A 26,033-nucleotide genomic window follows, 5' to 3' on the forward strand; every position below is an offset into this window, starting at 1 on the left:
AGCCGCGACACGACGCGGCTCACCCGCGTCGCGCGGCCTCCAGCGCCTGCGGCGTGTCGATGTCGAGGAACGCGCTCTCGCCCTCGACCGTCACCTCGGCGACAGCCTCGGTGTGCTTGGCGATCAGATGCCGCGCGCCGACATCGCCGTCGAGCGTCATCAGCTCGGCGAAGAATCGGCGCGACCACAGCACCGGGTTTCCACGGCGTCCCTCGGACACCGGCACGACGATCAAATTGCCGCGATCCGGCGCGAAGGCGGCGATCAGACGGTCGAGCAGGTCGGTCGACACCATCGGCATGTCACCGAGGCAGACAACCGCGCCATCGGCGCGATCGGACACGGCGGCGATGCCGGCCTTCACCGAACTCGCAAGGCCGCCGGCGAAATCGGGATTGCGGACGAAGCGGACATTCAGGTCGGCCAGGGCCTGCTCGACCAGCTCGGCCTGATGGCCGGTGACGACGATGACTTCGCTGGCTTTCGACGCCAGCGCCTGCTCGGTGACGATCCGCACCAGCTTCCTGCCGTCGAGCTCCGCCAGCAGCTTGTTCGGCCCGCCCATCCGGGTCGAACGTCCCGCGGCGAGGACGATGGCGGCGACGTGGCGCTCGCCTTCCGCCTCCGGCTGGGCACGCGGTTGCGGACGCGTCACGATCTCCATCAGCAGACCGCCGACCCCCATCGCCGTCAGCTCGGCGCGGGTGACCTTGATGCCGGCGAGCAGCCGCATCAGCACCCAGTCGAAGCCGTTCTCAGCCGGCGAGCGCGCGCAGCCGGGCGCGCCGAGCAGCGGGACGTCGCCGGCACGGCCGATCAGCAGCAGATTGCCCGGATCGACCGGCATGCCGAAATGCTCGATCGCGCCGCCGATGCCGGTGATCGCGGCGGGAATGACGTCACGGCGATCGGCGATCGCCGAGGCGCCGAACACGATCACGAGTTCGGCGCCGAGCGCCAGCAGCTCCTTGATCGCAGCCGCCAGCGCGGCCTGCTCATGCGGCACGCGGCGTTCGGCGATGATGCTGGCGCCGGCCGGCGCCAGGCGCTCGGCGGTGACGCGCAGCGTCTTGTCGATGACCTTCGACGCCAGACCGGGCAGGATGGTCGAGACCACGCCGACGCGCTTGACGACATAGGGCGCGATGCTGAGCGCGCCCTTGCCGGCAGCAGCCACGGCGGCATCGCGCAACCGGCCTTCGACGCCGAACGGGATCAGCTTGACGGTGCCGACCATCTCGCCTTCGACCACCGGCTTGAACGCCGGCAAGGTCGCGAAGGTAATAGCTTCGTCGACATCGTTGATGCGGTCGACGGCGGCGCGGTCGATCATCAGAATGCCGGGCTGCGCCGCGAACAGATTGGCCCGCCCGGTGAAGGCGCGATCGACATGAATGCCCTCGCCAGCCACGACCTTGGCAACGTCGGCGGCGGCCTCGTCCTCGGAAACGTCGCCGGCTTCGAGCCGGACGACCACGATCTCCTTGACCCCCTCCCTGCCCAGCGCCTCGACCTCGGCAGGACCGATCGTGGTGCCCTTCTTGAGCACCAGCGATCCCTTGCGCAGGGTGTGCACGGTCACCCCGCCGATCGCCTCAGCCGGACTGGCAGGACCGAACTTCATGCCGCCTGCTCTTTCTCCTTGGCCGGCAGCCGCAAGGTCGCGGTGATCTCGGCCATGATCGAAACCGCAATCTCCGACGGCGACACCGCGCCGATGGCCAGCCCGATCGGCGCATGGATACGGGCGATGTCGGCGTCGCTGGCGCCCTGCGCCCGCAGCCGGTCGTGACGCTTGGCATGCGTCTTCCGCGAGCCCAGCGCGCCGATGTAGAAGCAGTCGCGTGAGAACGCGTGCAACAGCGCCGGATCGTCGATCTTCGGATCATGCGTCAGCGCGACGAACGCCGTGTAGTGGTCGACGTTGAGCGGCGGCAGCGCCACGTCGGGCCATTCGGCGATCAACGGCACGTCAGGGAAGCGCTCCGGGCTTGCGAAAGCGGTGCGCGGATCGACGACGGTGACGTCATAGCCGAGCGATTTGGCGATCGGCGCCAGCGCCTGGCTGATATGGACGGCGCCGACGATGACGAGCTTCGCCGTCGGCGAGTAGACGTTGAGGAACAGCCGCTTGCCGTCCGCCTCGACCATGCCGCTCTTGCCCATGCGCAGATGGGTGGACAGCTCGTTGCGCAGCGGGTCCGTGGCGATCGCGGCGGCCTTGACCAGGCGCTGCTCGCCGGAGGCGACGTCGGTGACGAGAATGGCCGGGCGGCGCGCGGTGCGCTCGGCGTTGAGCTCGGCGAGGGTCGAAAGCTGCATGGATCAGCCCACCTTCTCGACGAACACGCGGATGGTGCCGCCGCAGGACAGCCCGACATTCCAGGCGGTCTCGTCGGCGACGCCGAACTCCAGCATCTTCGGCTGGCCGCTGGAGATGACGTCGAGCGCCTCGGTGACGACGGCGCCCTCGACGCAGCCGCCGGACACCGAGCCCAAGAACGTGCCGTCGTCGTTGATCACGAGATTGGAGCCCACCGGCCGCGGCGCCGAGCCCCAGGTCTCGACCACGGTGGCGAGCGCCACGCCATGACCGGTCTTGTGCCAGTCCTCGGCGGCCTTGAGGATGTCTTCGTCGCGGTTGAGCATGGCCATCTCCTTCTCGGACGATCTCAGGCGGCGGGCCGGATCGCGCTGCGGTGATGCGGCGGCAGCGGCGACGACAGCGCCGAGATCAGCGTCTCGATCGACGTCAAGTTATGTACCGGGCGGAATTCGTCAACGTGGGGCAGCATGGTTTTGATGCCCTGCGCCTTGGCCTCGAAGCCGGAATAGCGCAGCAGCGGGTTCAGCCAGATCAGCCGCCGGCAGGAGCGGTGCAGCCGGTCCATCTCGAAGGCGAGCTTGCTGTCGGCCTCGCGTTCCAGGCCGTCGGAGATCAGCAGCACGATGGCACCCTGCCCGAGCACGCGCCGCGCCCAATGCTTGTTGAAGGTCTGCAGTGAGGTCGCGATCCTCGTGCCACCGGCCCAGTCCTCGACATTGGCCGTGCAGCTCGCGAGCGCCTCGTCGGGATCGCGTTGCCGCAGCGCCCGCGTCACGTTGGTCAGACGGGTGCCGAACAGGAACACCGAGACGCGCTTTCGGGCGTCGGTGATGGCATGGAGGAAGTGCAGGAACAGGCGGGTGTACTCGCTCATCGAGCCGGAGATGTCGAGCAGCGCCACGATCGGAGCCGGCTTCTCGAGCCGCCCCAGGCGATGGAAGTTGATGATCTCGCCCTCGGTGCGCAGCGCCTGGCGCAACGTCCTGCGCATGTCGATACGATGACCGCGCGGGTCGGTGGCGTGGCGGCGCGTCTTCAGCTCGGCCTGCGGCAGCCGCATCCTGGCGATCGCGCGCGTGACCTCGGCGATCTCGGCCGCGCTCATCTGCGCAAAGTCCTTCTTCTGCAGCACCTCGCGGTCGGACACCGCCAGCCGGAGATCCTGCTCCTGCGCTTGCGGCTCCTCATGCGTCTGCGGCTGAGACATCGCCTCCTGGACCCGGCGCGAGGCCGGCGGCGGCTTCTTCTTGGCGTGATCCGGCAGCGGCACCGAATCGAGCATCGACTTCCATTCCTCCGCGGGACGGAAGAACAGGGCGAAGGCCTGGGCGAAGATCAGCGCGTGCTCGTGGCGCTTGACGAAGATCGATTCGAGCGTGGTGAAGACGTCGGGACGCTTGCCGATGTCGATCGCTTCCAGCGCGCTCATGGCGTCGATCACGGCCCCCGGCCCGACCGGCAGGCCCGCAGCGCGCAACGCGCGCGCAAAGCCCGCAATGTTGTCGGCGATGCCGCCGGTCGGCGGCGCGAGGTGATTGATGCTGGTGGGCACGTCTCTATCCCCTCGTCATTCCGGGCACGCCTCAAATCGAGGCCGTCATTCCGGGGCGCCCCAAGGGCGAGCCCGGAATCCATACGCACGATCGTGGTTATGGATTCCGGGCCTGCGTGCTGCGCACGCATCCCGGAATGACGATCGTTGTTAGAGGCACCAGCGTGAACTCAAGTCTCGCTGGTCGCGTCCTTGATCACCTTCTGCAACTGATCGCCCTGCATGCGGGCGATGTCGTCCTGATACTTCAGCAGCGCGCCCAAGGTGTCGCCGACGACCTCCGCGTTCAGCGAGCGCGCATCAAGCTCGGTCAGCGCGGTCGCCCAGTCCAAGGTCTCGGCGACGCCCGGCGACTTGTAGAAGTCCTGGTCGCGCAGCGCCTGAACGAAGCGCACGATCTGCTGCGACAGCCGCTGCGAGATGCCCGGCAGCCGGGTCTTGACGATCGCGAGCTCGCGCTCGGCGGAGGGATAGTCGACCCAGTGATACAGGCAGCGCCGCTTCAGCGCGTCGTGGATCTCGCGCGTCCGGTTCGAGGTGATGATGACGATCGGCGGATGCGGCGCCTTGACGGTGCCGAACTCGGGGATCGTGACCTGGAAGTCGGAGAGGATCTCCAGCAGATAGGCCTCGAATGCCTCGTCGGCGCGGTCGAGCTCGTCGATCAGCAATACCGGCGCGCCCGCGACATCCGGCTCCAGCGCCTGCAGCAGCGGGCGCTTGATCAGATAGCGGTCGGCGAAGATGTCGGACGTGAGCTGGTCGCGGTCGACGTCGCCGCCGGCTTCCGCCAGCCGGATCGCGATCATCTGGGCCGCCGAGTTCCACTCGTAGACGGCCGAGGCGACGTCGAGGCCCTCATAGCATTGCAGGCGGATGAGCTTGCGCCCGAGCGCCGCCGACAGCACCTTGGCGATCTCGGTCTTGCCGACGCCGGCCTCGCCCTCGAGGAACAGCGGCCGGCCCATGCGCAGCGACAGATAGGTCACCGTCGCGAGCGATCGCTCGGCCAGATAGCCGCGCGAGGACAGCAATTCGAGCATCGCGTCGACCGACGCCGGCAGCGCTGCAGCACTCATGGGCGAGACCGCCTTCCCTGACCGCGCTCGCTCGTCACGAGGCCGGAGCCTCGGACTCGTCGGCTCCCGTTGAAGCCTTGGCCCCGGCGTTCGCCGCATCGACCGCACGACGTGCCAGCACGCCGACCAGATGAGCGCGATATTCGGCGCTGCCGTGAATGTCGCTGTTGAGCCCGTCGGCCGACACCGCGATGCCTTCCAGCACCTTCGGCGAGAAGCGCTTCTGCAGGGCTTCCTCGAACGCGGTGACGCGGAACACGCCATTGCCACCGGCGCCGGTGACGGCGACGCGCACGTCGGACGGACGCCGCGCGACGAACACGCCGACCAGCGCGTAGCGCGAGGCCTGATTGCGGAACTTCACATAGGCGGCCTTCTTGGCCAGCGGGAAGCTCACCTTGGTAATGATCTCGTCCGCCTCCAGCGCGGTCGTGAACAGGCCCTGGAAGAACTCCTCGGCCTTGAGCTTGCGCTTGTTGGTGACGATGGTGGCGCCGAGCGCCAGGCACGCGGCCGGATAGTCCGCGGTCGGATCGTTGTTGGCGATCGATCCGCCGATCGTGCCGCGATGGCGCACGGCGGGGTCACCAATCAGGCTTGCGAGATGCGCGAGGGCCGGGATCGCCTCGCCCACCGTGGCGGAATTGGCCACATCGGCATGACGCGCCATGGCGCCGATCACCAGATTGCGCCCCTTCAGCTCGATCGTGTCGAGCCCTTCGACGTGGGAGAGGTCGACGAGATGCGGTGGGCTCGCGAGCCGCTGCTTCATCACCGGCACCAGCGTGTGACCGCCGGCGACCAGCTTGGCGTCCTCGTTCTTGACCAGGAGATTGGCGGCCTGGCGCACCGTGGCCGGCCGATGATATTTGAATTCGTACATGGGGGGATGTCCTGTGCGCGGCGGGGACTTTAGGCGAGGTCCGACTTCGCCATCGCCTTGGCGCCGGCGGCGATCGATTGGACGATGTTCTGATATCCGGTACAGCGGCAGAGATTGCCTTCCAGCTCCTCGCGGATGGTCTCCTCGCTGAGCTCGTGCCCCTTGCGGTGCACGAGATCGACCGCGGTCATGATCATGCCCGGCGTGCAGAAGCCGCATTGCAGACCGTGGTGCTCGCGAAACGCTTCCTGCATCGGATGCAGCGGCGCGCCATCGGCCGCGAGGCCTTCGATCGTCCTGACCTCGTGACCGTCGGCCATCACAGCCAGGGTCGTGCAGGACTTCACGGCCTTGCCGTCGAGATGGACGACACAGGCGCCGCACTGCGAGGTATCACAGCCGACATGGGTGCCGGTGAGCCGCAGATTCTCGCGCAGGAACTGAACGAGCAGCGTCCGCGAATCGACATTTGCCGTGACGGGATTACCGTTCACAATCATGGAAATCTTGGCCATTCAGGACTCTCTATTAATCCGCACCACAGCGTTGCACTGCAGCGCAGCCCAGCAAAATCGGTCGAAACCATCATATGGGCGCTCCCGGCGGCGGGCAACCTCGCCACCGACAGCGCATGGGTCGGTTGCGGTCAGCCTTGAACGGCCTTGGCGAAGTTCGCGAAGAATTCGTCGGCGAGTTTTTTTGCGGCGCCGTTGATCAGGCGCTGGCCGAGCTGCGCCAGCTTGCCGCCGATCTGCGCCTCGACGTTGTAGCTCAGCAGCGTGCCGCCATCCTTCTCGGCCAGCCCGACCACAGCGCCGCCCTTGGCAAAGCCGGCCACGCCGCCCTCGCCCTCGCCGGAGATCTTGTAGCCGTTCGGCGGATCGAGATCGCTCAGGGTGACCTTGCCCTTGAAGCGCGCGGACACTGGTCCGACCTTCATCTTGGCGACCGCGCGGAAGCCGCCATCCTCGGTCCTCTCCAGTTCCTCGCAGCCGGGAATGCAGGCCTTGAGCACGTCCGGATCGTTCAACTTGGCCCAGACGGCCTCGCGCGGTGCCGCCAGCTGGACCTCGCCCGTCATCGTCATTGCCATCTGCATCTCCCCCCGTTAGGCGCGGTTTGAGGCATTCAAGTAAAGCACCGAACGCCCAAAAGAAAGGGCGAGCAGCGCCCGGAAGCGTTGCAGAAAAGCTGGAGCACCGCAGCATTCGGGTCTCGCGCCCGCGGGTTTCGATTGGCAGACCGCGCCCGCAATGGTTAGTTCGCCATCAAATCTGCACGATTCCTGAGGTGGCGCAGCCGCCTTCGACGAGGACTCCGCCCATGCCGATGATCGATGCTGACGGCTGCCTGTTGAACGTCACCGTCGAAGGCCGCGACGGCGGGCCGACCCTGATGCTGTCCAATTCGCTCGGCTCGACCCTGCAGATGTGGGAGCCGCAGATGCGCGCCCTCACCCAGATTTTTCGTGTCATCCGCTATGACCGGCGGGGTCATGGCAAGTCGCAGGTCCCTCCGGGACCCTACTCGATCGAGCGATTCGGTCGCGACGCGCTGGCGATCCTGGACGACCTGAACATCGAGAAAGTGCACTGGTGCGGCGTCTCGATGGGCGGCATGGTCGGACAGTGGCTCGCGGCGCATGCCCCGGGGCGAATCGGCAAGCTCGTGCTCGCCAACACCACCTGCCATTACCCCGATCCGGCCATCTGGGACGCGCGCATCAAGTCGGTTCAGGACGGCGGACTGGCCGGGATCGCCGATACCGTGATCGCAGGCTGGCTGACGCAGGAGTTTCGCGATCACCATCCGGACATCGCCGACCGCATGAAGGCGATGCTGGTGGCGACGCCGGTCGAGGGTTATCTCGCCTGCTGCGCAGCGTTGCGCGCGCTCGACCTGCGCGACGATCTGCCGGGCATCACGAGCCCGACGCTCGTCGTGGCCGGGCGCTACGACAAGTCGACGCCGATTGCGATGGCGGAGGCGATTCGCAGCCGGATCCCGGGCGCCAGCATGACCATCGTCGATGCCGCGCACATCTCGAACGTCGAAGCGGCAGGCCAGTTCAACGATGCGGTGCTCGGCTTCCTGACACAGCGCTGACTGCGCGCTCGCGTCGCCAGCCTCCGACGAGGGCGATCAGGCCTTCGCAACGGCTGCGACACTGTCGCCGACTGTCGGCTCGACCGGCGGCGGCGCGGAGGCCGGAGCCGACGCGTTGGGCTGCGTGGCCGGCTTCTCCACCAGCATGACGATGGCCGTTCCCAACAGCATCAGCAGTTCGGTCGCATGCAGACGCAGCGCCTGGGTCTCGCCGACGCGTGCGGCCATGATCATGCTGAAGAAGCTCAGGGCGCTGCCCAGGCCCAGTCCGATCGACAGCGCCTCGACATAGCCCCCGACCTTTCGCACCCGCGGGACGGCGATCAGGACGAGGAACATCGCGAAGAAACCTGCGACCGTCAGTCGCGCCAAAGCAAGCAGCCAGGCCGCGCGAACCGTTTCGAGACCCGACAGTTGCAGGTGGTCGCTGATGAACAAAGCGACCGCGACGTTGGGCCGCTCGAACAGGCCCTGAATCGGCGAGACCATGATGTGAAGGGCGACGATCGTCCAGGCCGGAACGAAGTACAGCGCCAGCAGCACACCGTTGAAGCAGCTGAGCCGCCAGCTCCCGATGAAGCAGTTCTTGATCATATCACGCCACCTCTGCAATCCCCGCGCGGTCGCCCGTCCGGCTGGTTCCAGACGAGCTAACGCGCGGCAAATGCAGCGGGCAATTTAAACCCCTTATTTACCTTAACCGGGAGGTTGGACGCCACCAGCGGTAGCGAGAGGTGCCAGCCCGGCGATCCGCTCCGCCCTATTTCCCGGGTGCCGTCTCCCGATCCTGCTGCCGCCTTTGACCCGGCCCGTCACCGCCCTGCTGGATCGGCTTGCCTTGGGTCTGGCCCTGCTGGTTCTGCCCGGGGTTCTGGTGGCCTTGGTTCTTGTCGGTCAGACTGGTCATGAGCGTCTCCTCGCCGGAAGCTTCATGAGCAACCAATGCGCGAGCCACGCTTTGCGTTGCCTTGTGCCGGCCATTTCGAGACGGTTGTCCCGCTCTGCCCCCATCGGGCAGAGCGGAACCGAGCCGTGAAAGAGGCGGGATAAGCCCGCAATTGCGGCACTGCACGCTGTTGCGGCACCCGGTTCCTAGCTGTTAGTACTGGCGACGCGCCGCCTCTGGTCGCGAGTGCGGGCAGGCCCGCCTCGCTCCGGACGGCCCTCGCCGCATTGCGAACCGGTATCGACAGTCTCAGTCACGGCAGTCCATGGATTATTTCGCGCAACAGCTCATCAACGGCCTCGTCCTCGGCTCGATCTATGGCCTGATCGCCATCGGCTACACCATGGTCTACGGCATCGTGGGCATGATCAATTTCGCCCATGGCGACGTCTTCATGATCGGCGGCTTCATTGCCCTGATCTCCTTCCTGGTGCTGGTGTCGATCGGCCTCACCGCGGTTCCGGTCATTCTGCTCATCGTGCTGCTGGTCTCGATGGCGATCACGGCGCTGTTCGGCTGGACCATCGAGCGCATCGCCTATCGACCCTTGCGACACTCCTTCCGGCTGGCGCCGATGCTGTCGGCGATCGGCATGTCGTTCGTGCTGACGAATTTTTCGCAGGTGGCGCAAGGCGCGCGGGTCAAGCCGGTGCCGCCGATCATCACGGGCGGCTACACGCTGCACGAGGGTAGCAGCGGCTTCGTCGTGCAGCTGTCCAACGTTCAGATCGTCGTGGTCATCACCACCATCGTGCTGCTCGGCCTGTTCACCTGGCTGGTGTCGCGCACCCGGCTCGGCCGCGACATGCGCGCCTGCGAGCAGGACCAGACCATGGCCGCGCTGCTCGGCGTCGACGTCGACCGCACCATTTCGATGACCTTCGTGATCGGCGCGGCGCTGGCCGCTGTCGCCGGCATGATGTACCTGCTCTACTACGGGCTCGTCGATTTCTTCATGGGCTTCGTCGCCGGCATCAAGGCATTCACCGCGGCCGTGCTGGGCGGCATCGGCTCGCTGCCGGGCGCCATGCTCGGCGGTCTCGCGATCGGCCTGATCGAGACGTTCTGGTCGGCCTATTTCTCCGTCGAGTACAAGGACGTCGCGGCGTTCTCGATCCTCATCGTGGTGTTGATCTTCATGCCGACCGGCCTGCTCGGTCGACCCGAAGTCGAAAAAGTCTGACGATGGAGCCCGTGTGAGCGCGTCCCCTCGAGCCTCTTCGCCCGCCTCTTCGAATGGCTCCGAGCCGGTCGGAGCCGCCTTCATCCTCAAGAAGGCCGTCCTCAGCGCCCTGGTCGCCCTCGGCCTGTTCTCGCTGATGGTCGGCGTCCGCACCGAGGCGGGCCAGAGCGGCCAGCTCGAATACTGGACCCGCTTCGGCGAGCTCGCGAGCCTCGTCGGCGCGGTGTTCATAGGCTCCATCGTGGTCGAGCTGCTGCGGCTGTGGCTCGGTCCGCGCGGCGGTCTCGGCAGCTTCGTGCCGTCCTCGGTAAATAACGGCATGACCGTCGCCGGCCGCTATGTCGCGCCGGCACTGCTGATCTTCACCTTCCTCGTGCCGGTTATCTTCTACAATCAGCGCTACATTCTCGACCTCGGCATCCTCGTGCTGACCTACGTGATGCTCGGCTGGGGTCTCAACGTGGTGGTCGGTCTGGCCGGCCTGCTCGACCTCGGCTACGTCGCGTTCTACGCCGTCGGCGCCTACTCCTACGGATTGCTGTCGACCACCTTCGGCCTGTCGTTCTGGATCTGCCTGCCGCTGGCCGGCATCCTCGCGGCGTTCTGGGGCGTGCTGCTGGGCTTCCCGGTGCTGCGGTTGCGCGGCGACTATCTCGCGATCGTCACCTTGGCGTTCGGCGAGATCATCCGCCTCGTGCTGATCAACTGGCAGGATGTGACCGGCGGTCCGAACGGCGTCTCCGGCATTCCGCGGCCGACCCTGTTCGGCATTCCGCTGGCCCCAGGCGAAGGCGGCCTCGCTGCCATGCTCGGCATTCCGTTTTCGCCGACACATCGCATCGTGTTCCTGTTCTACCTGATCCTGGCGCTGGCGCTGCTCACCAACTGGGTCACGATCCGGCTGCGGCGGCTGCCGATCGGCCGCGCCTGGGAAGCGCTGCGCGAGGATGAGGTCGCCTGCCGCGCGCTCGGCATCAACATCACGACGACGAAGCTGACGGCGTTCGCCACCGGCGCGATGTTCGGCGGCTTCGCCGGCGCCTTCTTCGCCACCCGCCAGGGCTTCATCAGCCCGGAATCCTTCACCTTCCAGGAATCGGCGCTGGTGCTCGCGATCGTCGTGCTCGGCGGCATGGGTTCGCAGCTCGGCGTGGCCTTGGCGGCGCTCGCCATGATCGGCGGATTCGAGCTGTTCCGAAGCCTCGAGGTCTACCGCATGCTGGTGTTCGGTCTCGCCATGGTGCTGGTGATGATCTGGCGGCCCCGCGGCATCGTCGGCCACCGCGCGCCGACCGTGTTCCTGGAAAAATCCAAGAGCATCTCTTCGGACCTCGTCAAGGAAGGCCACGGATGAGCTCCGCTCCGATCCTCGCGCTCGAAAATCTCACCATGCGCTTCGGCGGCATCGTCGCCGTCAACGCGCTGTCGTTCACCGCGCAGCGCAAGCAGATCACGGCCTTGATCGGCCCGAACGGCGCCGGCAAGACTACCGTGTTCAACTGCATCACCGGCTTCTACAAGCCGACCTCCGGGGTCATCCGCCTGACGCACGATGACGGCGCCCAGTACGAGATGCAGAAGCTCAAGGACTTCAACATCTCCAAGCAGGCCAAGGTGGCGCGCACCTTCCAGAACATCCGGCTGTTTCCCGGCATGACGGCGCTGGAGAACCTGATGGTGGCGCAGCACAACGCGCTGATGCGCGCCTCAGGGCTCACGTTGATCGGGCTGCTCGGCTTGCCGTCGTGGCGCGCGGCGGAACAGAGCGCCATCGACAATGCGGTGTTCTGGCTGAAGCGGGTCGGACTGATCGACCGCGCCGACGACGCCGCCGGCAACCTCGCGTATGGCGACCAGCGCCGGCTGGAGATCGCGCGCGCGATGTGCACCGGCCCTGCCCTGCTCTGCCTCGACGAGCCGGCCGCCGGCCTCAACGCGCGCGAGAGCGCGGCGCTCAGCGAGCTGCTGCTGTCGATCCGCGCCGACCACGGCACCTCGATCCTCCTCATCGAGCACGACATGAGCGTCGTGATGGAAATCTCCGACCGCGTGGTGGTGATGGACTACGGCGTCAAGATCGCAGAGGGCACGCCGCGCGAGATCCGCGACGATCCGAAGGTCATCGCCGCCTATCTCGGCACCGACGAGCAAGAGGCCGCAGCCGTGATGGAGGCCGAAGCGTGAGCGCGTCCCTGCTCGAGATCCACAACCTGCGCGCGTCCTACGGCAAGATCGAAGCACTCAAGGGCGTCGACCTCGACATCAAGGCCGGCGAGATCGTCGCGCTGATCGGGGCCAACGGCGCCGGCAAATCGACCCTGATGATGTCGATCTTCGGCCGGCCGCGCGCCAGTTCCGGTCATATCGTCTATGACGGCCATGACATCACCCAGGTGCCGACGCATCAGATCGCGCGCCTCAAGATCGCGCAGTCGCCGGAGGGCCGTCGCATCTTCCCGCGCATGAGCGTGGCCGAGAACCTGCAGATGGGGGCCGACGCCGGCGAGGCCACGGAAGCCGAGCGCGCCGACACGCTCGATCGCGTGTTCGCGCTGTTCCCGCGGCTGAAGGAGCGCATCGACCAGCGCGGCGGCACGCTGTCCGGCGGCGAGCAGCAGATGCTGGCGATCGGGCGCGCCTTGATGAGCCGGCCGCGCCTGCTGCTCCTCGACGAACCGTCGCTCGGCCTCGCGCCGCTGATTGCGCGGCAGATTTTCGAGGCCATCCGGACCCTCAACCGCCAGGACGGGCTGACGGTGCTGATCGTGGAGCAGAATGCCAATCATGCGCTGAAGCTCGCGCACCGCGGATATGTGCTGGTCAACGGGCTGATCACGCTGTCGGGCACCGGCACCGAGTTGCTGCAGCGGCCGGAGATCCGCGCGGCGTATCTGGAGGGCGGCCGCCACTAGGCGGGCTCGCCGAAACAGCCTTTGGCCGAAACCCGGCCAGATTGGCTATGTCCTTTGTCGGTCTGTCCGAAAATTGCCGGTGACTTCGCCGCAAAATCAGCCACAATGCGCGCGGTCTGCGGCCCGCCCTTCGGGCCGTTTCCGTGTCGACTGACCCCTGTGAGGATTTCTCATGAAACCACTCAAATTTATCGGTCTGGCCCTGGGCGCCACGCTTGCGCTCTCGACGGCCGCTTACGCCGACGACATCACCATCGCCGTAGCCGGCCCGATGACCGGCGGCGAGTCGGCGTTCGGCCGCCAGATGCAGAACGGCGCCGAGATGGCGATTGCCGATCTCAACGCGGCCGGCGGTGTTCTCGGCAAGAAGCTTGCTCTGCAGATCGGTGACGATGCCTGCGATCCGAAGCAGGCCCGCTCGGTCGCCGAGAAGCTCGCCGGCTCCGGCATTCCGTTCGTCGCAGGCCACTTCTGCTCGTCGTCGTCGATCCCGGCCTCGGAGGCCTATGCCGACAGCAACGTGCTGCAGATCACCCCGGCCTCGACCAACCCGCTGTTCACCGAGCGCAAGCTGTGGAACGTGGCGCGCGTCTGCGGCCGCGACGACCAGCAGGGCCTGGTTGCCGCGAACTACATCGCGAAGAACTTCAAGGGCAAGAACATCGCGATCCTCAACGACAAGACCACCTATGGCAAGGGTCTCGCCGACGAGACCAAGAAGTCGCTCAACAAGGCCGGCGTCACCGAGAAGATGTTCGAGTCGTACAACAAGGGCGACAAGGACTTCAACGCGATCGTGTCGCGCCTGAAGCGTGAGAACATCGACCTCGTCTATGTCGGCGGCTATCACCAGGAAGCCGGCCTGATCCTGCGTCAGATGCGCGACCAGGGCCTCAAGACGATCTTGATGGCGGGCGACGCGATGAACGACAAGGAGTTCGCGTCGATCACCGGTCCGGCCGCGGAAGGCACGCTGTTCACCTTCGGCCCCGAACCGCGCAACAAGCCGACCGCGAAGGCGATCGTCGACAAGTTCAAGGCCAAGAACATCGATCCAGAAGGCTACACCCTCTACACCTACGCCGCGATCCAGGTCTGGTCGCAGGCCGTGAAGAAGGCCAACACCACCGACGCCAAGAAGGTGATGGACGTCATCAAGGCGGGCGAGTGGGACACGGTGCTCGGCAAGCTCGGCTTCGACGCCAAGGGCGACATCAAGCAGATCGACTATGTCGTCTACAAGTGGGACGCCAAGGGCGGCTATGCCGAACTCGGCAGCAAGGGCTCCTGATCGCGCCCGATCACGATCCGAAATGCAGACGCCCCGGTCCTTGACCGGGGCGTTCTGCTTTAAAGGTACCTGAATGCCAGGATTTCTGCCTCTCGGGCACCGCCCCGAAAGTGCCGGCAACCCTATCCTGCGCAGGCCGAGAGCGGCGAAGTCTCCTGCTCACGCACGGCGGAACGGGCGAGTTCGAGCGAACGCGTGAGATCCGCGGGCCGGAATGGCTTCTGTAAGTATACCACGCGCGTCAGTTGCTCTGACATCGACGCACCGTCGAACGCCGTCATTCCCGACACGGCGACGACGGGCAGATCGGGAACCAGTTCCCGCATGCTGCCGACCAGATCGAGACCATTGGAATCATCCAGATAAATGTCTACGATCACGGCATCGAACGTTTGTTCGCGGAAAAGTTGCAGTCCCGACGTTGCCGTTCCTGCTTCAACCACGTCAAACTGATTGACGCGCAGCACCATGCTGATCATGGCGCGCACGTCCTTCTGATCGTCGACCACGAGAATCCGCGGCATCAACTTCTCCAGAATTTTTCGTCGGACAGCCTACAACATAAAAAGAAATCAGGTACAACTACCGGTATATTTATCTGATTTGCGGTAAAGGTGCGGTTACTCATAATAGCGACTCATTCTACAGAACGTTTCACGTTGGCACTATACAACCTTTAGTCGAATTACTCTATTTTTCGCTCATCAGGCAATGCGGAGTTGTGACCCCGAATTGATGCCTGGTGCGCAGGGCATTGGAGATGCAGAGCGTCGAAGATCCTCGCGAAATTCTTTTGTCGACTTCCACGGCAACGCAGCGCGACAAACTTGCAGCACTCGCCGTTGTCGTGATTTCAGCCGTGCTGTTTGCCGCTGCCGCTCCCTTCGCGAAGGTGCAGCTGGCGGCGATGCCGGCGTTCATCGCGAGCTATCAATCTGCGCTGGTGCTGAACGATCTCGTCACGGCGTTTCTGCTGTTCTCACAGTTCGTCCTGCTGCGATCGCCGCCGCTGCTCTGGCTCGGCTGCGGCTACCTCTTCACCGCGCCCGCTGCGCTGCTGCATACGCTGGCATTCCCGGGCCTGTTCGCGCCGACGGGCCTGCTCGGCGCCGGACCACAGACCGCCGTATGGATCTACATGATCTGGCACGGCGCATTTCCATTTTTCGTTGCCGCCTACGCGCTGCAGAGAAGCGACCAGCCGCGTGCCGTGGCATCGGTGACCGCATCGCTGTTGCTGGCCATCGTCGGCGTCGTGACGACGCTCGCCGCCCTCGTTTGGTCGGTAATCGCTTTCGAAAATTCACTTCCGGTCCTCATCGACGGCGGCACCGCAACGCAGTCGCTGAAGGTCGTCGTCGGCGCGATCTGGTGCATGACGCTCGCAACCCTGCTGCTCCTGGCGTCGCGTCGTCCCTACAGTATTCTCGACCTGTGGGTCATGGTGGTGCTGTGCGCCTGGCTGTTCGATCTCGCACTGGCCTCGCTGCTGAACGCAGCACGCTTCGATCTCGGATTTTATGCGGGCCGCCTCTATGGGCTGCTGGCCGCGAGCTTCGTGCTCGGCGTACTGCTTGCCGACAATGTCGGGCTGCAGACCAGACTCGCGCGACTGCTGCAGCAGCAGCGGCGGCAGAGCGAAAGCGAGCGGGCGCGCTTCATCGCTCGCGAGCGGCTGTTCAGCGCCGTCGTGGAATCCTCCAACGACGCCATCATCACGCTCACCCTGCACGGCAAGATCACATCGTGGAATCGCGCGGCGGAGCAGCTCTTCGGATACGAGATCGCGGAAGCGTTGGGCAACGACATCAGCCTGATCGTTCCGCCCGAGCGGCGCGGCGAGGTCGATCGCATCCTGAAGCGGATCGGCGGCGGCGAGAAGATCGAACACCACGAAACGGTGCGCCGGCACAAGGATGGGCACGAGATCGAGGTGTCGCTGAGCATCTCGCCGATCCTCGACGCGCGCGGCGCCGTGATCGGCGCCTCGAAGGTTGCTCGCGACATCACCGAGAGCAAGCGCACCCGCAACGCGCTGAACCGCGAGACCGAGGAGCGGCGGCGCATCTTCGACACCTCGCAGGATCTGATTCTGATTGCCGACTCCCGCGGCAATCTCATGCAGGTCAGCCCGAGCGCGCAGGCCATTCTCGGCTACCGGCCCGACGAGATGGTCGGCCGCAATGCCAGCGACTTCGTCTATCCGCCCGAACTGGAGGTTGTTCGCAGCCAGATGCGCGACTGCCGGCGCGGGCGCGACATCCACAATTTCGAGGCGCAACTCCTGCACAAGGAAGGCCGCGGCGTCGTGCTGAACTGGATGGCGAACTGGTCGGACCCGGTGCAGCGGCATTTCTTCATCGGCCGCGACCTGACCGAGAAACGCGCCGCGGAAGCGCAGTTCCGCCAGGCGCAGAAGATGGAATCCGTCGGCCATCTCACCGGCGGCATTGCGCACGACTTCAACAACATCCTGACAGTCATCACCGGCAGCATCGGCATCCTCTCCGACTCCGTGTCGGATCGCCCGGAGCTGTCGCCGGTCGCAAAGCTGATCGAGGATTCCGCCGACCGCGGCGCCCGGCTGACCCAGCAACTGCTCGCCTTCGCTCGCAAGCAGCCGCTGCAGCCGACGGATCTGGACGTCAACGCGCTGGTGATCGAAACCGCCGAGCTGCTGCGGCCGACGCTCGGCGAGCAGATCGAGATCGAACGAATTCTGGCCGCCGTGCCATGCACGGCGCTGGCCGATCCGAACCAGCTCGCCACCTCGATCGTCAATCTGGCTCTCAATGCACGCGATGCGATGCCGGAAGGCGGCAAGCTGACTCTGGAGACCGCCAACGTCTCCCTCGACCAGGACTACGCCGACGCCAACAGCGAGGTTGCGATCGGCGACTACGTCATGATCGCGGTGAGCGACACCGGCTGCGGCATTCCGCCTGCCTATCTCGACAAGGTGTTCGACCCGTTCTTCTCGACCAAGGGCCTCGGCAGAGGCACCGGGCTTGGCCTCAGCATGGTGTTCGGCTTCGTCAAGCAGTCCGGCGGACACATCAAGATCTACAGCGAGGTCGGTCACGGCACCTCGATCAAGCTGTATCTGCCGCGCTCGAACGCCGCCGGCCCGGCCGCGGCCGCCCATCCGAAGAGCCAGGATTATCGCGGCGGTGACGAAACCATCCTGGTGGTCGAGGATGACCCGCTGGTGCGCCAGCACGTCGTCGCCCAGGTCACGAGTCTCGGCTACACGACGCTCGCAGCGGCCAATGCCGCCGAGGCGCTCGACGTCCTCGAGCGCCATCCGGAGATCGACCTGCTGTTCACCGACGTCATCATGCCCGGCGCCATGAACGGCCGGCAACTCGCCGATGCCGCTCGCGGGCGGCGGCCCGCGCTCAAGACGCTGTTCACGTCTGGCTACACCGAGAATGCGATCGTGCACCACGGCCGCCTCGACGCCGGCGTCCTGCTGCTGGCCAAGCCCTACCGCAAGCCCGAGCTCGCCCGCATGATCCGCATTGCTCTGGACGGGTAGACCGTCGAGCCCCGCGCTCGGTCGACGCGTTTTGACGCGGGAACTCGACAGGGCTCGCGCGCGGCGTTGAGCCGGTGGCCGGGCCGGGTTATGCCTTTGCCAACCCCACCATCGAGCGAGCATGACCGTGCAGAACCTCCTCACCGACATCGCCGGCGTGCGCGTCGGCCACGCCGATGATGCGGCGCTCGCCTCTGGCGTGACCGCGATCCTGTTCGATCGGCCCGCGGTCGCAGCCATCGACATCCGCGGTGGCGGGCCGGGCGTGCGCGAGGATGCGCTGCTCGATCCCGTCAATACAGTGGAACAGATCGACGCCATCGCCTTGTCGGGCGGCTCGGCGTTCGGCCTGGAAGCCGCCAGCGGCATTCAGGCCTGGCTCGCCGAACGCGGCCGCGGCTTTGCCGTGCGCGAGGCGCTGGTCCCGATCGTGCCCGGCGCGATCATGTTCGACCTCCTGAACGGCGGCAACAAGCAATGGGGCCGCTACGCGCCCTATCGCGAGCTCGGCTATGCGGCCGCCGACGCGGCCGACACGACGTTCGCGCTCGGCAGCGTCGGCGCCGGGCTCGGTGCCACCACCGCCAACCTGCAGGGCGGGCTCGGCTCGGCCTCGGCCGTGACCCGCAACGGCATCAAGGTCGCGGCGATCGCCGTGGTCAACGCGGTCGGCAGCGTCACGGTCGGCGATGGCCCATGGTTCTGGGCCGCGCCGTATGAGGTCAATGCCGAGTTCGGTGGCCGCGGCCTGCCTGCGACGTTCACGCCCGACATGCTGGCGATGCGCCTCAAGGGCGGTCCGGCGCCGGCCGCGTCGGAGAATACGACGATCAGCCTGGTCGTCACCGACGCCACCCTGACCAAGGCGCAGGCCAAGCGGCTGGCGATGATGGCGCAGACCGGCATGGCGCGCGCGATCTATCCGGTGCATCTGCCACTCGACGGCGACATCGTGTTCGCGGCAGCGACCTGCGCCAAGCCGGTCGAGCCGCTGGTCGAGCTGAGCGAACTCGGCATGGTCGCCGCCAACGTGCTGGCGCGCGCGATCGCGAGCGGCGTCTATCACGCGAAGCGGCTGCCGTTCGCAGGCGCCCTGCCGTCCTGGCAGGATCGCTTCGGCGGCACGGCTTAAGCGCTGACGGCCGTCGTCGACTGCGTCGAGCCCGACAGCCTGTTGGATTGTCGCTGGATCAGCTTCTCGATCAGATTGTACGACGAGGTTGCGGCGTTTGAAGCCGTGCTTGCTGCCGGCGTCGTCAGCGTCATCTTCGAGCCGTCGGCATAGGTGATGGTCGTCGTCGTCGAGCCGTCGCTGTTGGTGGACGAGGAGCTCGACGAGCCCGACAGCGCCTGCATCAACGCATCGGCGCCCGCGCCGGTCGAACTGCCCGAGCCGCCGGATGCGCCGGCCTCGTGGTGATGGTGGCCCCGACGGCCACGCGCGCCCTGCAGCGCCGAGGTCAGCTCGTCCATGCTGACATTGCCGTCGCTGTTCTTGTCGAGCTTGCCGAACACCTTGTCCGCATTCGCGAGGTTGGTACCGCCGGCGCCGAGCGCGGTCTCGAATTCCGACTTGGTGATCTTGCCGTCGCCATCGCCGTCGATCTGCGAGAACAGATCCTGCAGCGGATTGCTCGACGCGCTCGCGCTCGACGTGCCGGACTGGCTCTGCGCCGCGAGCAGCGCGCGCATCGTGTCCGGCGCGATCTGCCCGGCCCCGCTCTGTCCGGAGCTGGACCACGGGTTGAAAATTCCGGCCCCGCCGGAGCCGCTGTCCCCCAGGCTGAAAGGGCTGCTGCCGGACTGGCCCGACTTGCCGGAACCGGACTTGGTCGAACCGATCGACTGCAGACTTTCCAGGACCGACGAGGCGGCCCCCAGTGCGAACCACATGGCGAAACTCCGACAAGGCCGCGGCGAACGGCAGCGAAACCAAAGCCAGCGCAGGCTTCGCAATCCCCGTGCCAGCGCCAAATCGCTGATATGTCCGGATATTTCGTGATGTTGCGATGCCGGGAGCCCGGCAGATCATGCCGCGGCCGGCAGATTTTTCCCGCTCGCGTTGCCGCAGCCGCCCCCGCATGATACGGCGACAATTCCCGATCGCACTGGAACAGCTGCCCATGACCCAGTCCTTCACGCCGCGTCCGCTCGTCATCGCGCCATCGATCCTGGCATCGGATTTTTCCAAGCTCGGCGACGAGGTGCGCGCCGTCGATGCCGCCGGCGCCGACTGGATCCATCTCGACGTCATGGACGGCCATTTCGTGCCGAACATTTCCTACGGCCCCGATGTCATCAAGGCGCTGCGCCCGCACACGACCAAGATCTTCGACGCGCATCTGATGATCACGCCGTGCGATCCCTATCTCGAAGCCTTCGCCAAGGCCGGTTGCGACCACATCACGGTGCATGCCGAGGCCGGCCCGCATCTGCATCGCTCGCTGCAGGCGATCCGCGCGCTCGGCAAGAAGGCCGGCGTCTCGCTCAATCCGTCGACCCCGCTCAACGTCATCGAATACGTGCTCGACCTCGTCGACCTCGTGCTGATCATGTCGGTCAACCCCGGCTTCGGCGGCCAGGCGTTCATCACGTCGGCGATCGGCAAGGTCCAGGACCTGCGCGCGATGATCGCGGGCCGCCCGATCGACATTGAGGTCGATGGCGGCGTGGGCCGCGACAATGCCGGCGCGCTTGCTGCAGCCGGCGCCAACGCCTTGGTGGCGGGCTCCGCCGTGTTCAAGGGCGGCACGATGGAGGCCTATCGCGGCAACATTGCCGCGATCCGCGATGCGGCCGCGTCGGCGCGCGGCGAAGCGATCTGAGCGCGCGGGACGATGCAGACGCTGACGCCGCAGCCGCTGACCAAGGCGGCCTTCGCTCGCTTCGGCGACGTCGTCGAGACCGACGGCGCCGCGCCGATCGAGATCAACCAGGGCTTTGCCCGCCGCTGCAACGGGCTTGCCGCCATCGACGTGGCGTCGGGCGGCGCGGCCGTGAACATCAGCCTGTTCGAGGCGAAGCCGCGGCCTTTGCCGATCGAGATCAAGCTGATGGAGCGACACCCGCTCGGCACCCAGCTGTTCATGCCGCTGCAGGACCGCCCCTGGCTGGTGCTGGTGTGCCATGATCCGCGCGATGCCGCGAGCTACCGCGCCTTCACCGCGAGCGGTCGCCAGGGCGTGAACTACGCGCGCAACGTCTGGCACCATCCCCTCCTGGTGTTCGACGACGCCTCGCGCTTCATGGTGGTCGATCGCATGACCGCCGACAATCTCGAGGAGCTGTGGCTCGACCAGCCGCTGTTCTTGAGCATCCCCTGAACGATGGCGCGCGGACTTGACGATCCGCGCGCGGGAGACACGACGATGGACAAGCCGAACTACTTCGTGCCGCATGGCGGCCACCCGCCGCAGACCGACCTGCTGACCGGCCGCGCCGTGTTCACCGAGGCCTACGCCGTCATTCCCAAGGGCGTGATGCGCGACATCGTCACCTCGCCGCTGCCGTTCTGGGACAAGACGCGGACCTGGGTGATCGCGCGTCCGCTCTCCGGCTTCTCGGAGACGTTCTCGCAATACATCGTCGAAGTCTCGCCCGGCGGCGGCAGCACCCAGCCGGAGCCTGATCCCGAGGCCGAGGGCGTGCTGTTCGTCGTCGGCGGCGAGGTCGCGCTGACCATCGCCGGCACCGTACATCGCCTGGCCAAGGGCGGCTACGCCTTCCTGCCACCGTCCTGCAAATGGACGCTGACGAACGACAGCGCGGCGCCCGCGACCTTCCACTGGATCCGCAAGGCCTATGAGGCCGTGCCCGGCATCCCCCTGCCCGAGGCCTTCGTCACCAACGAGGCGACCATCGCGCCGGTCGGCATGCCCGGCACCGAGGGCCGCTGGGCCACGACGCGCTTCGTCGACCCGCTCGACGTCCGCCACGACATGCACGTCAACATCGTCACCTTCGAGCCCGGCGCCGTTATCCCGTTCCTGGAGACGCATGTGATGGAGCACGGCCTCTACGTGCTCGAAGGCAAGGCGGTCTACAAGCTGAACCGCGACTGGGTCGAGGTCGAAGCCGGCGACTTCATGTGGCTGCGCGCCTTCTGCCCGCAAGCCTGCTACGCCGGCGGCCCCGGCCGCTTCCGCTACCTGCTCTACAAGGACTCCAACCGCCACATGAAGCTGCGGCCGTTCCGGTGAGGTCATATACTCGTTACTTCGACTAAACGATCGCAGGCTCCAGACTTGATGTCTATCGATCCCGAACTCTTGGAGAGCTTGGTCGAAGGCGAACTGGCTGCTGTTTCGGATGAGCGCGTGCTCGCGCACATCCGCGGCATGCTCGTCGCGCCACACATGGTGCTGCGCGATTGGGACTACGGCCAACCCGGCCAACAATATCCCTGCTGGTTCGTGCTTCGCGATCCGGAATCGGGCGCAGAGATCGCCTATTGCGAGCACGGCTTCGGACCGCGCTGCCCCTGGGGCCTGGTGAGCTCTGCCGACGAGCCGAAGTTCCGCCACATGGGGATGGACTCCGGCTGGTCCACATCGTTTCTGGATGCGTTCTTCGAGTCGTTCGCCTGCGTTGCGCTTCCAATCTGGAAGGTCATCAAGGTCGATGCCGACGGGAGCCGGACCTGCTTGACCGACGAAGGCGCATGGGACAGCACGTGGCAGCGCGTCTACGAATTGCGCGATCGTGATCCGACCGCTCGCTACGATTGCGGCCACGACATTGCCTATGGCAATGCCAATACCTGATGCACATGTCAGGTCTGCGGCCACGGGCGTTCTCATGGCTGTGAGGAACATCTCCTCATAGCCCCCATAAGCCGGTGCGATCGCAATCGCGACCGATCCTCGTTGTGCTCGCTGCGCCTTCATTCACTCCCTATCGACTGCGTCTCACGCCCCCTGATACTCCACCTCCTCCGCGGTGCCGCGGTCGAGCACGGCCTTTGCTTTGACGTAATCGAGATCTTTCTCCCACGCAGCCACCACGACGGTAGCGACGCAGTTGCCGATCAGGTTGCCGACGGCCCGCGCAATGCCGACGAACCAGTCGACTGACAGCACCAGCACGAGGCCGATCGCGGGAATTGCCGGCACCGCGCCGAGCGTCGCGGCGAGGATCACGATCGCCGAGCCGGGCACGCCATGCGCGCCCTTCGACGTCACCAGGGACACGCCGAGCACGAGCAGCAGATCGCTCACCGACAGCGGCGTGTTGGTGGCCTGGGCGATGAAGACGACCGCCAATGTCAGATAGATTGAGAACGCATCGAGGTTGAACGAGTAGCCGGTCGGGATGACGAGACCCACGACCTCCTGCTTGACGCCCATCGCCTCCAGCTTGCGCATGATCTGCGGCAGAACGGAATCGGATGACGCCGTCGCCAGCACGATCAACAGCTCCTCCTTCAGGTAGCGCAGAAACTTGAACAGGCTGAGGCCGGCGAGCCGCATCACGAGGCCGAGCGCGATCACGACGAACAGCGCCACCGAGACGTAGAACAGCACGACCAGCGCGAGCAGCTGCTTGAGCGAGCCGATGCCGTATTTGCCGACTGTGAAGCCGATCGCTCCGAGCACGCCGAGCGGCGCCACGCGCACGATCAGGCCCATCGCCTTGAACAGCACCTTGGCGATGGAATCGATCAGGTTGACCACCGGCTTACCGGGCTCGCCGACCAGCGCCAGGCTGACGCCGAAGATCACGGCGAAGAACAGCACCTGCAGCACGTCGTTGCGTGCGAACGCATCGAACGCGGTCGGCGGAATGATGTTGAGGATGAAGCCGCCGAGGCCGCCGCCCTGCAGCTTGTGGGCGTTGTCGGCGAAGCTCGCGAGCTGCTTGGCATCGAGTTTCGAAACGTCGATGTTCATGCCGTGGCCCGGCCCGAACAGCAGCGCCAGCACCAGGCCGAAGGCCAGCGCGATCGTGGTCATGCCCTCGAAATAGAACAGCGACTTGACGCCGACGCGACCGACCTTCTTGAGGTCGCCGGCGCTGGCGATGCCGTGCACGACGACGCAGAACACGATCGGCGCCACGACCATCGCGATCAGGCGCAGGAAGGCGTCGCTGAAGAATTTCAGGCCCTGGGCGGTCTCCGGCGCGACGACGCCGATCAGGATCCCGATCGCAAGCGCCGCCACGACCTGAAAGAACAGCGAGCCGAACAGGCTGCCCCTCGGCGATGCCGTCCCCGCCACGCTCACATCCGTTGCCGCCATCGAAGTCCCCCTCGTCAAACCAGACCAGCGCGCCTCACGCGCGACATAATGTCACTCTGGCGGCGGTGAGTTTGAAAGGCAATGGCAGCTGCGCCCGAATTTCGGGCTGTGGATGCCGCTTCGAAGGTCATGGTTGAAGGTGAAGGAATGACGGTCACCTGCTTTAGCGATCGAATTCGGAGTCTCCTGTTGTTGGCTTGCACCCATATCGCGCAGCGCACGGTGCACCTCGCCCCGCCAGGGCGAAGCGAAGCTTCGCTAGGGCGGGGAGAGGTCGGATTGCATCGAAGATGCAATCCGGGTGAGGGGGTACAGGTCTCGCCACGAACACTCCCCGCGCGTTTGCCCGTGCTGATACCACCCGTGCGGCTGCCCCCTCACCCCAACCCTCTCCCCGTAAGAACGGGGAGAGGGAGCGCACCGCCCTCTTTGCAGGAGCTCGGGTCCGACGTTCAGTTGATGTGCCCCCCAACTCACTCCTCGGCAAAATGGATGAGCACGCGCCGCCATCCATCCCATCATCCCCCCGACACCACCTTCGCCGGCGCATCGTCGTCCTCATCTTCCGCCTCGCGCGCGGCGGCGCGCGTGCGCACGACGGTCACGGTGCAACCAGCCTCCGCCGCCACCTTCGCCGAGACGCTGCCGAGCAGCGACCGCAGCACGGAGTCGCGTCTCGCGCCGATGATGATGTGGTCGACCTGGTTGACCTCGGCGAACTCGATGAGCGCCGCCGCCGGGTCGATGGCTTCGAGCACGTGCACCGTCAACCGGCTGGCATCGAGCTTGAGCGGCGTCGCCCAGTGCTTCAGCGCGACCATGCGGTCGATGTGCTTGTTGTTGCCCTCCTCGTCCAACGTGCGGTCGATGGTTAGGCGGCCGAGCTTGAGCACGTTGACGCAGGCGAGCCGGGCCGACGGCAAGGTCGCCAGGATGCGCTCGGCGGTGACGCGCAGCGCGGCGTTGAGATCCTCGCCGCCTTCCGAAGTGTCGATCGCGACCGCCACGATCGGGCTCGATGCGATCTGCAACGCGACGTCGGACGGCTTCGTGTCCGGCTGCACCAGGCCGCGATTGAAACGGCGCCGCCACACGGTCGTGATCGGATCGCGCTTCAGCTTCTCCGCGCGCGCCGTCAGCTTGACCTGGTCGGGGTTGCCGAGATCGAAGGCGAGCTGCGCCGCGGTGGGATAGCGCCACACCGGCTCGATCTCCAGGCAGCGCAGCACGATCTCCTGCAGCCACGGCGGATAGTCCGGCTTGAGCTGCCGCGGCGGATACGGATCGCGCCACAGACGCCGGCGCATGCCGCGCAGGGTCTCGGTCTCGCCGAACGGCCGCACGCCCGTGGTGAAGAAATACAGGAGCACGCCGAGCGAAAAGATGTCGCTGCGCGGATCACTCCGCGTGCCCATCATGCGCTCCGGCGCCATGTAGGGCGCGGTGCCGTAAGGCAGGCGGAATTCCTCCTGCAGCAGATCCGGCAGATGCTTGTGGCACGACAGGCCGTAGTCGATCAGCACCGCCTCTCCGGTCGAGCGGAACATGATGCTCGACGGCTTGATGTCGTGATGGATGACGTGCTGCCGGTGCAGATCGGCCAGCGCGGTCGCGATCTTCGCCACCAGCCCCCTCGCCTCCTCATAGGACAAAGGCAGCTCGGGCAGCCGCTTGTACAGCGTCTCCCCCGGGAGCTGCTCGATCACGACATAGGCCTGGGTGGTAAAGTCACCGGTCGCGAAGCATGCCGGCACGTGCGGTCCCGACAGCTTCGGCAGGATCATCTGCTCCATCTCGAAGCTGACGATCGCCGCGGGGTCCTCGCCTTCGGAGACGCGCGGCACCTTCATCAGGATGGGCCGGTCGATGTCGGGACGCGTGACGCTCCACAACGTCGCCATGCCGCCAGAATGCAGGCATTCGCCGACCGTGAAGCCGTCGATCACGGCGCCCGGCTGAAGCTTCGGTCTTGGCATGC

26 protein-coding genes are annotated in these 26,033 nt (G+C 66.0%); 12 read left to right on the forward strand and 14 right to left on the reverse strand.

Annotation, left to right across the window (positions count from 1 at the left end; translation table 11 throughout):
• Positions 1-19: 19 nt before the first annotated feature.
• From ACQR07_RS20225 to ACQR07_RS20260, 8 genes are all read right to left on the reverse strand, one after another.
• Positions 20-1,624 (reverse strand): NTP transferase domain-containing protein, encoded by a 1,605-nt coding sequence (locus tag ACQR07_RS20225; RefSeq protein WP_434903930.1) that lies wholly within the window; start codon positions 1,622-1,624, stop codon positions 20-22.
• The gene (locus tag ACQR07_RS20230) at positions 1,621-2,322 is read right to left on the reverse strand and encodes an XdhC family protein (protein WP_434903931.1); all 702 of its coding nucleotides are present in this window, start codon (positions 2,320-2,322) and stop codon (positions 1,621-1,623) included. The genes ACQR07_RS20225 and ACQR07_RS20230 overlap by 4 nt, the downstream gene beginning before the upstream one ends.
• A 3-nt stretch (positions 2,323-2,325) precedes the next feature.
• Positions 2,326-2,649 (reverse strand): XdhC family protein, encoded by a 324-nt coding sequence (locus ACQR07_RS20235; RefSeq protein ID WP_434864832.1) that lies wholly within the window; start codon positions 2,647-2,649, stop codon positions 2,326-2,328.
• A gap of 23 nt (positions 2,650-2,672) precedes the next feature.
• Positions 2,673-3,878, reverse strand: a complete 1,206-nt coding sequence (locus ACQR07_RS20240) for a vWA domain-containing protein (protein ID WP_434903932.1) — start codon at positions 3,876-3,878, stop codon at positions 2,673-2,675.
• Positions 3,879-4,048: 170 nt separating this feature from the next.
• Positions 4,049-4,957 carry an AAA family ATPase gene (locus tag ACQR07_RS20245; RefSeq protein ID WP_434864834.1) on the reverse strand — a complete coding sequence of 303 codons (909 nt, stop codon included), beginning with the start codon at positions 4,955-4,957 and terminating at the stop codon, positions 4,049-4,051.
• A 34-nt stretch (positions 4,958-4,991) separates the two neighbouring features.
• A complete protein-coding gene (locus ACQR07_RS20250) occupies positions 4,992-5,840 on the reverse strand; it encodes an FAD binding domain-containing protein (RefSeq protein WP_434903933.1) in 849 nt (282 codons plus the stop codon).
• Between the two features lie 29 nt (positions 5,841-5,869).
• The gene (locus tag ACQR07_RS20255; RefSeq protein WP_434903934.1) at positions 5,870-6,355 is read right to left on the reverse strand and encodes a (2Fe-2S)-binding protein; all 486 of its coding nucleotides are present in this window, start codon (positions 6,353-6,355) and stop codon (positions 5,870-5,872) included.
• A 131-nt stretch (positions 6,356-6,486) separates the two neighbouring features.
• The gene (locus ACQR07_RS20260; protein WP_434903935.1) at positions 6,487-6,933 is read right to left on the reverse strand and encodes an SRPBCC family protein; all 447 of its coding nucleotides are present in this window, start codon (positions 6,931-6,933) and stop codon (positions 6,487-6,489) included.
• Between the two features lie 230 nt (positions 6,934-7,163).
• Between ACQR07_RS20260 and pcaD the strand changes: the two genes are divergently transcribed.
• The gene (pcaD, locus tag ACQR07_RS20265) at positions 7,164-7,946 is read left to right on the forward strand and encodes a 3-oxoadipate enol-lactonase (protein WP_434903936.1); all 783 of its coding nucleotides are present in this window, start codon (positions 7,164-7,166) and stop codon (positions 7,944-7,946) included.
• Between the two features lie 36 nt (positions 7,947-7,982).
• Here the strand turns inward: pcaD and ACQR07_RS20270 are convergent, their stop codons facing one another.
• Positions 7,983-8,540, reverse strand: coding sequence for a hypothetical protein (locus tag ACQR07_RS20270; protein ID WP_434903937.1), 558 nt, complete (start codon positions 8,538-8,540; stop codon positions 7,983-7,985).
• A gap of 166 nt (positions 8,541-8,706) precedes the next feature.
• Positions 8,707-8,853 (reverse strand): hypothetical protein, encoded by a 147-nt coding sequence (locus tag ACQR07_RS20275; RefSeq protein ID WP_434903938.1) that lies wholly within the window; start codon positions 8,851-8,853, stop codon positions 8,707-8,709.
• A 304-nt stretch (positions 8,854-9,157) separates the two neighbouring features.
• Here ACQR07_RS20275 and ACQR07_RS20280 point away from each other — a divergent pair, with 304 nt between their 5' ends.
• From ACQR07_RS20280 to ACQR07_RS20300, 5 genes are all read left to right on the forward strand, one after another.
• Positions 9,158-10,075, forward strand: a complete 918-nt coding sequence (locus ACQR07_RS20280; RefSeq protein WP_434903939.1) for an ABC transporter permease subunit — start codon at positions 9,158-9,160, stop codon at positions 10,073-10,075.
• A 13-nt stretch (positions 10,076-10,088) separates the two neighbouring features.
• Positions 10,089-11,429 (forward strand): high-affinity branched-chain amino acid ABC transporter permease LivM, encoded by a 1,341-nt coding sequence (livM, locus tag ACQR07_RS20285; RefSeq protein WP_434903940.1) that lies wholly within the window; start codon positions 10,089-10,091, stop codon positions 11,427-11,429.
• On the forward strand, positions 11,426-12,259 hold the full coding sequence (locus ACQR07_RS20290; RefSeq protein WP_434903941.1) for an ABC transporter ATP-binding protein: 834 nt from the start codon (positions 11,426-11,428) through the stop codon (positions 12,257-12,259). Before livM ends, ACQR07_RS20290 begins: the two co-directional genes overlap by 4 nt.
• The gene (locus ACQR07_RS20295) at positions 12,256-12,987 is read left to right on the forward strand and encodes an ABC transporter ATP-binding protein (RefSeq protein WP_434903942.1); all 732 of its coding nucleotides are present in this window, start codon (positions 12,256-12,258) and stop codon (positions 12,985-12,987) included. The genes ACQR07_RS20290 and ACQR07_RS20295 overlap by 4 nt, the downstream gene beginning before the upstream one ends.
• Before the next feature lie 172 nt (positions 12,988-13,159).
• Positions 13,160-14,278 (forward strand): branched-chain amino acid ABC transporter substrate-binding protein, encoded by a 1,119-nt coding sequence (locus ACQR07_RS20300; protein ID WP_434903943.1) that lies wholly within the window; start codon positions 13,160-13,162, stop codon positions 14,276-14,278.
• A gap of 122 nt (positions 14,279-14,400) precedes the next feature.
• Here ACQR07_RS20300 and ACQR07_RS20305 read toward each other — a convergent pair whose 3' ends face one another.
• On the reverse strand, positions 14,401-14,802 hold the full coding sequence (locus tag ACQR07_RS20305; RefSeq protein ID WP_434903944.1) for a response regulator: 402 nt from the start codon (positions 14,800-14,802) through the stop codon (positions 14,401-14,403).
• A gap of 236 nt (positions 14,803-15,038) precedes the next feature.
• On the opposite strand from ACQR07_RS20305, the gene ACQR07_RS20310 reads away from it, so the two are divergent.
• On the forward strand, positions 15,039-17,816 hold the full coding sequence (locus ACQR07_RS20310; protein ID WP_434903945.1) for a PAS domain S-box protein: 2,778 nt from the start codon (positions 15,039-15,041) through the stop codon (positions 17,814-17,816).
• 127 nt (positions 17,817-17,943) lie between these two features.
• Positions 17,944-18,948 (forward strand): P1 family peptidase, encoded by a 1,005-nt coding sequence (locus ACQR07_RS20315; protein ID WP_434903975.1) that lies wholly within the window; start codon positions 17,944-17,946, stop codon positions 18,946-18,948.
• Here ACQR07_RS20315 and ACQR07_RS20320 read toward each other — a convergent pair.
• Positions 18,945-19,709, reverse strand: coding sequence for an EF-hand domain-containing protein (locus ACQR07_RS20320; protein ID WP_434903946.1), 765 nt, complete (start codon positions 19,707-19,709; stop codon positions 18,945-18,947). The genes ACQR07_RS20315 and ACQR07_RS20320 overlap by 4 nt on opposite strands.
• Before the next feature lie 230 nt (positions 19,710-19,939).
• Between ACQR07_RS20320 and rpe the strand changes: the two genes are divergently transcribed.
• The 4 genes from rpe to ACQR07_RS20340 are packed head-to-tail and all read left to right on the forward strand — an operon-like array spanning position 19,940 to position 22,579.
• Positions 19,940-20,641, forward strand: a complete 702-nt coding sequence (rpe, locus tag ACQR07_RS20325; RefSeq protein ID WP_434903947.1) for a ribulose-phosphate 3-epimerase — start codon at positions 19,940-19,942, stop codon at positions 20,639-20,641.
• A gap of 12 nt (positions 20,642-20,653) precedes the next feature.
• Complete coding sequence (locus tag ACQR07_RS20330) at positions 20,654-21,139, forward strand: ureidoglycolate lyase (protein ID WP_434903948.1); 486 nt, start codon at positions 20,654-20,656, stop codon at positions 21,137-21,139.
• Between the two features lie 45 nt (positions 21,140-21,184).
• Positions 21,185-22,015 carry a bifunctional allantoicase/(S)-ureidoglycine aminohydrolase gene (locus tag ACQR07_RS20335; protein ID WP_434903949.1) on the forward strand — a complete coding sequence of 277 codons (831 nt, stop codon included), beginning with the start codon at positions 21,185-21,187 and terminating at the stop codon, positions 22,013-22,015.
• A 48-nt stretch (positions 22,016-22,063) separates the two neighbouring features.
• Positions 22,064-22,579 (forward strand): hypothetical protein, encoded by a 516-nt coding sequence (locus ACQR07_RS20340; protein ID WP_434903950.1) that lies wholly within the window; start codon positions 22,064-22,066, stop codon positions 22,577-22,579.
• 144 nt (positions 22,580-22,723) lie between these two features.
• Here ACQR07_RS20340 and ACQR07_RS20345 read toward each other — a convergent pair whose 3' ends face one another.
• A complete protein-coding gene (locus ACQR07_RS20345) occupies positions 22,724-24,055 on the reverse strand; it encodes a dicarboxylate/amino acid:cation symporter (RefSeq protein WP_434903951.1) in 1,332 nt (443 codons plus the stop codon).
• A gap of 518 nt (positions 24,056-24,573) precedes the next feature.
• Entirely contained in the window at positions 24,574-26,031 is a 1,458-nt protein-coding gene (locus ACQR07_RS20350) for a serine/threonine protein kinase (protein WP_434903952.1), read from the reverse strand.
• Positions 26,032-26,033: the final 2 nt, after the last annotated feature.

The sequence above is a fragment of the Bradyrhizobium sp. HKCCYLS20291 genome (assembly GCF_051167715.1).
Lineage (GTDB): Bacteria > Pseudomonadota > Alphaproteobacteria > Rhizobiales > Xanthobacteraceae > Bradyrhizobium.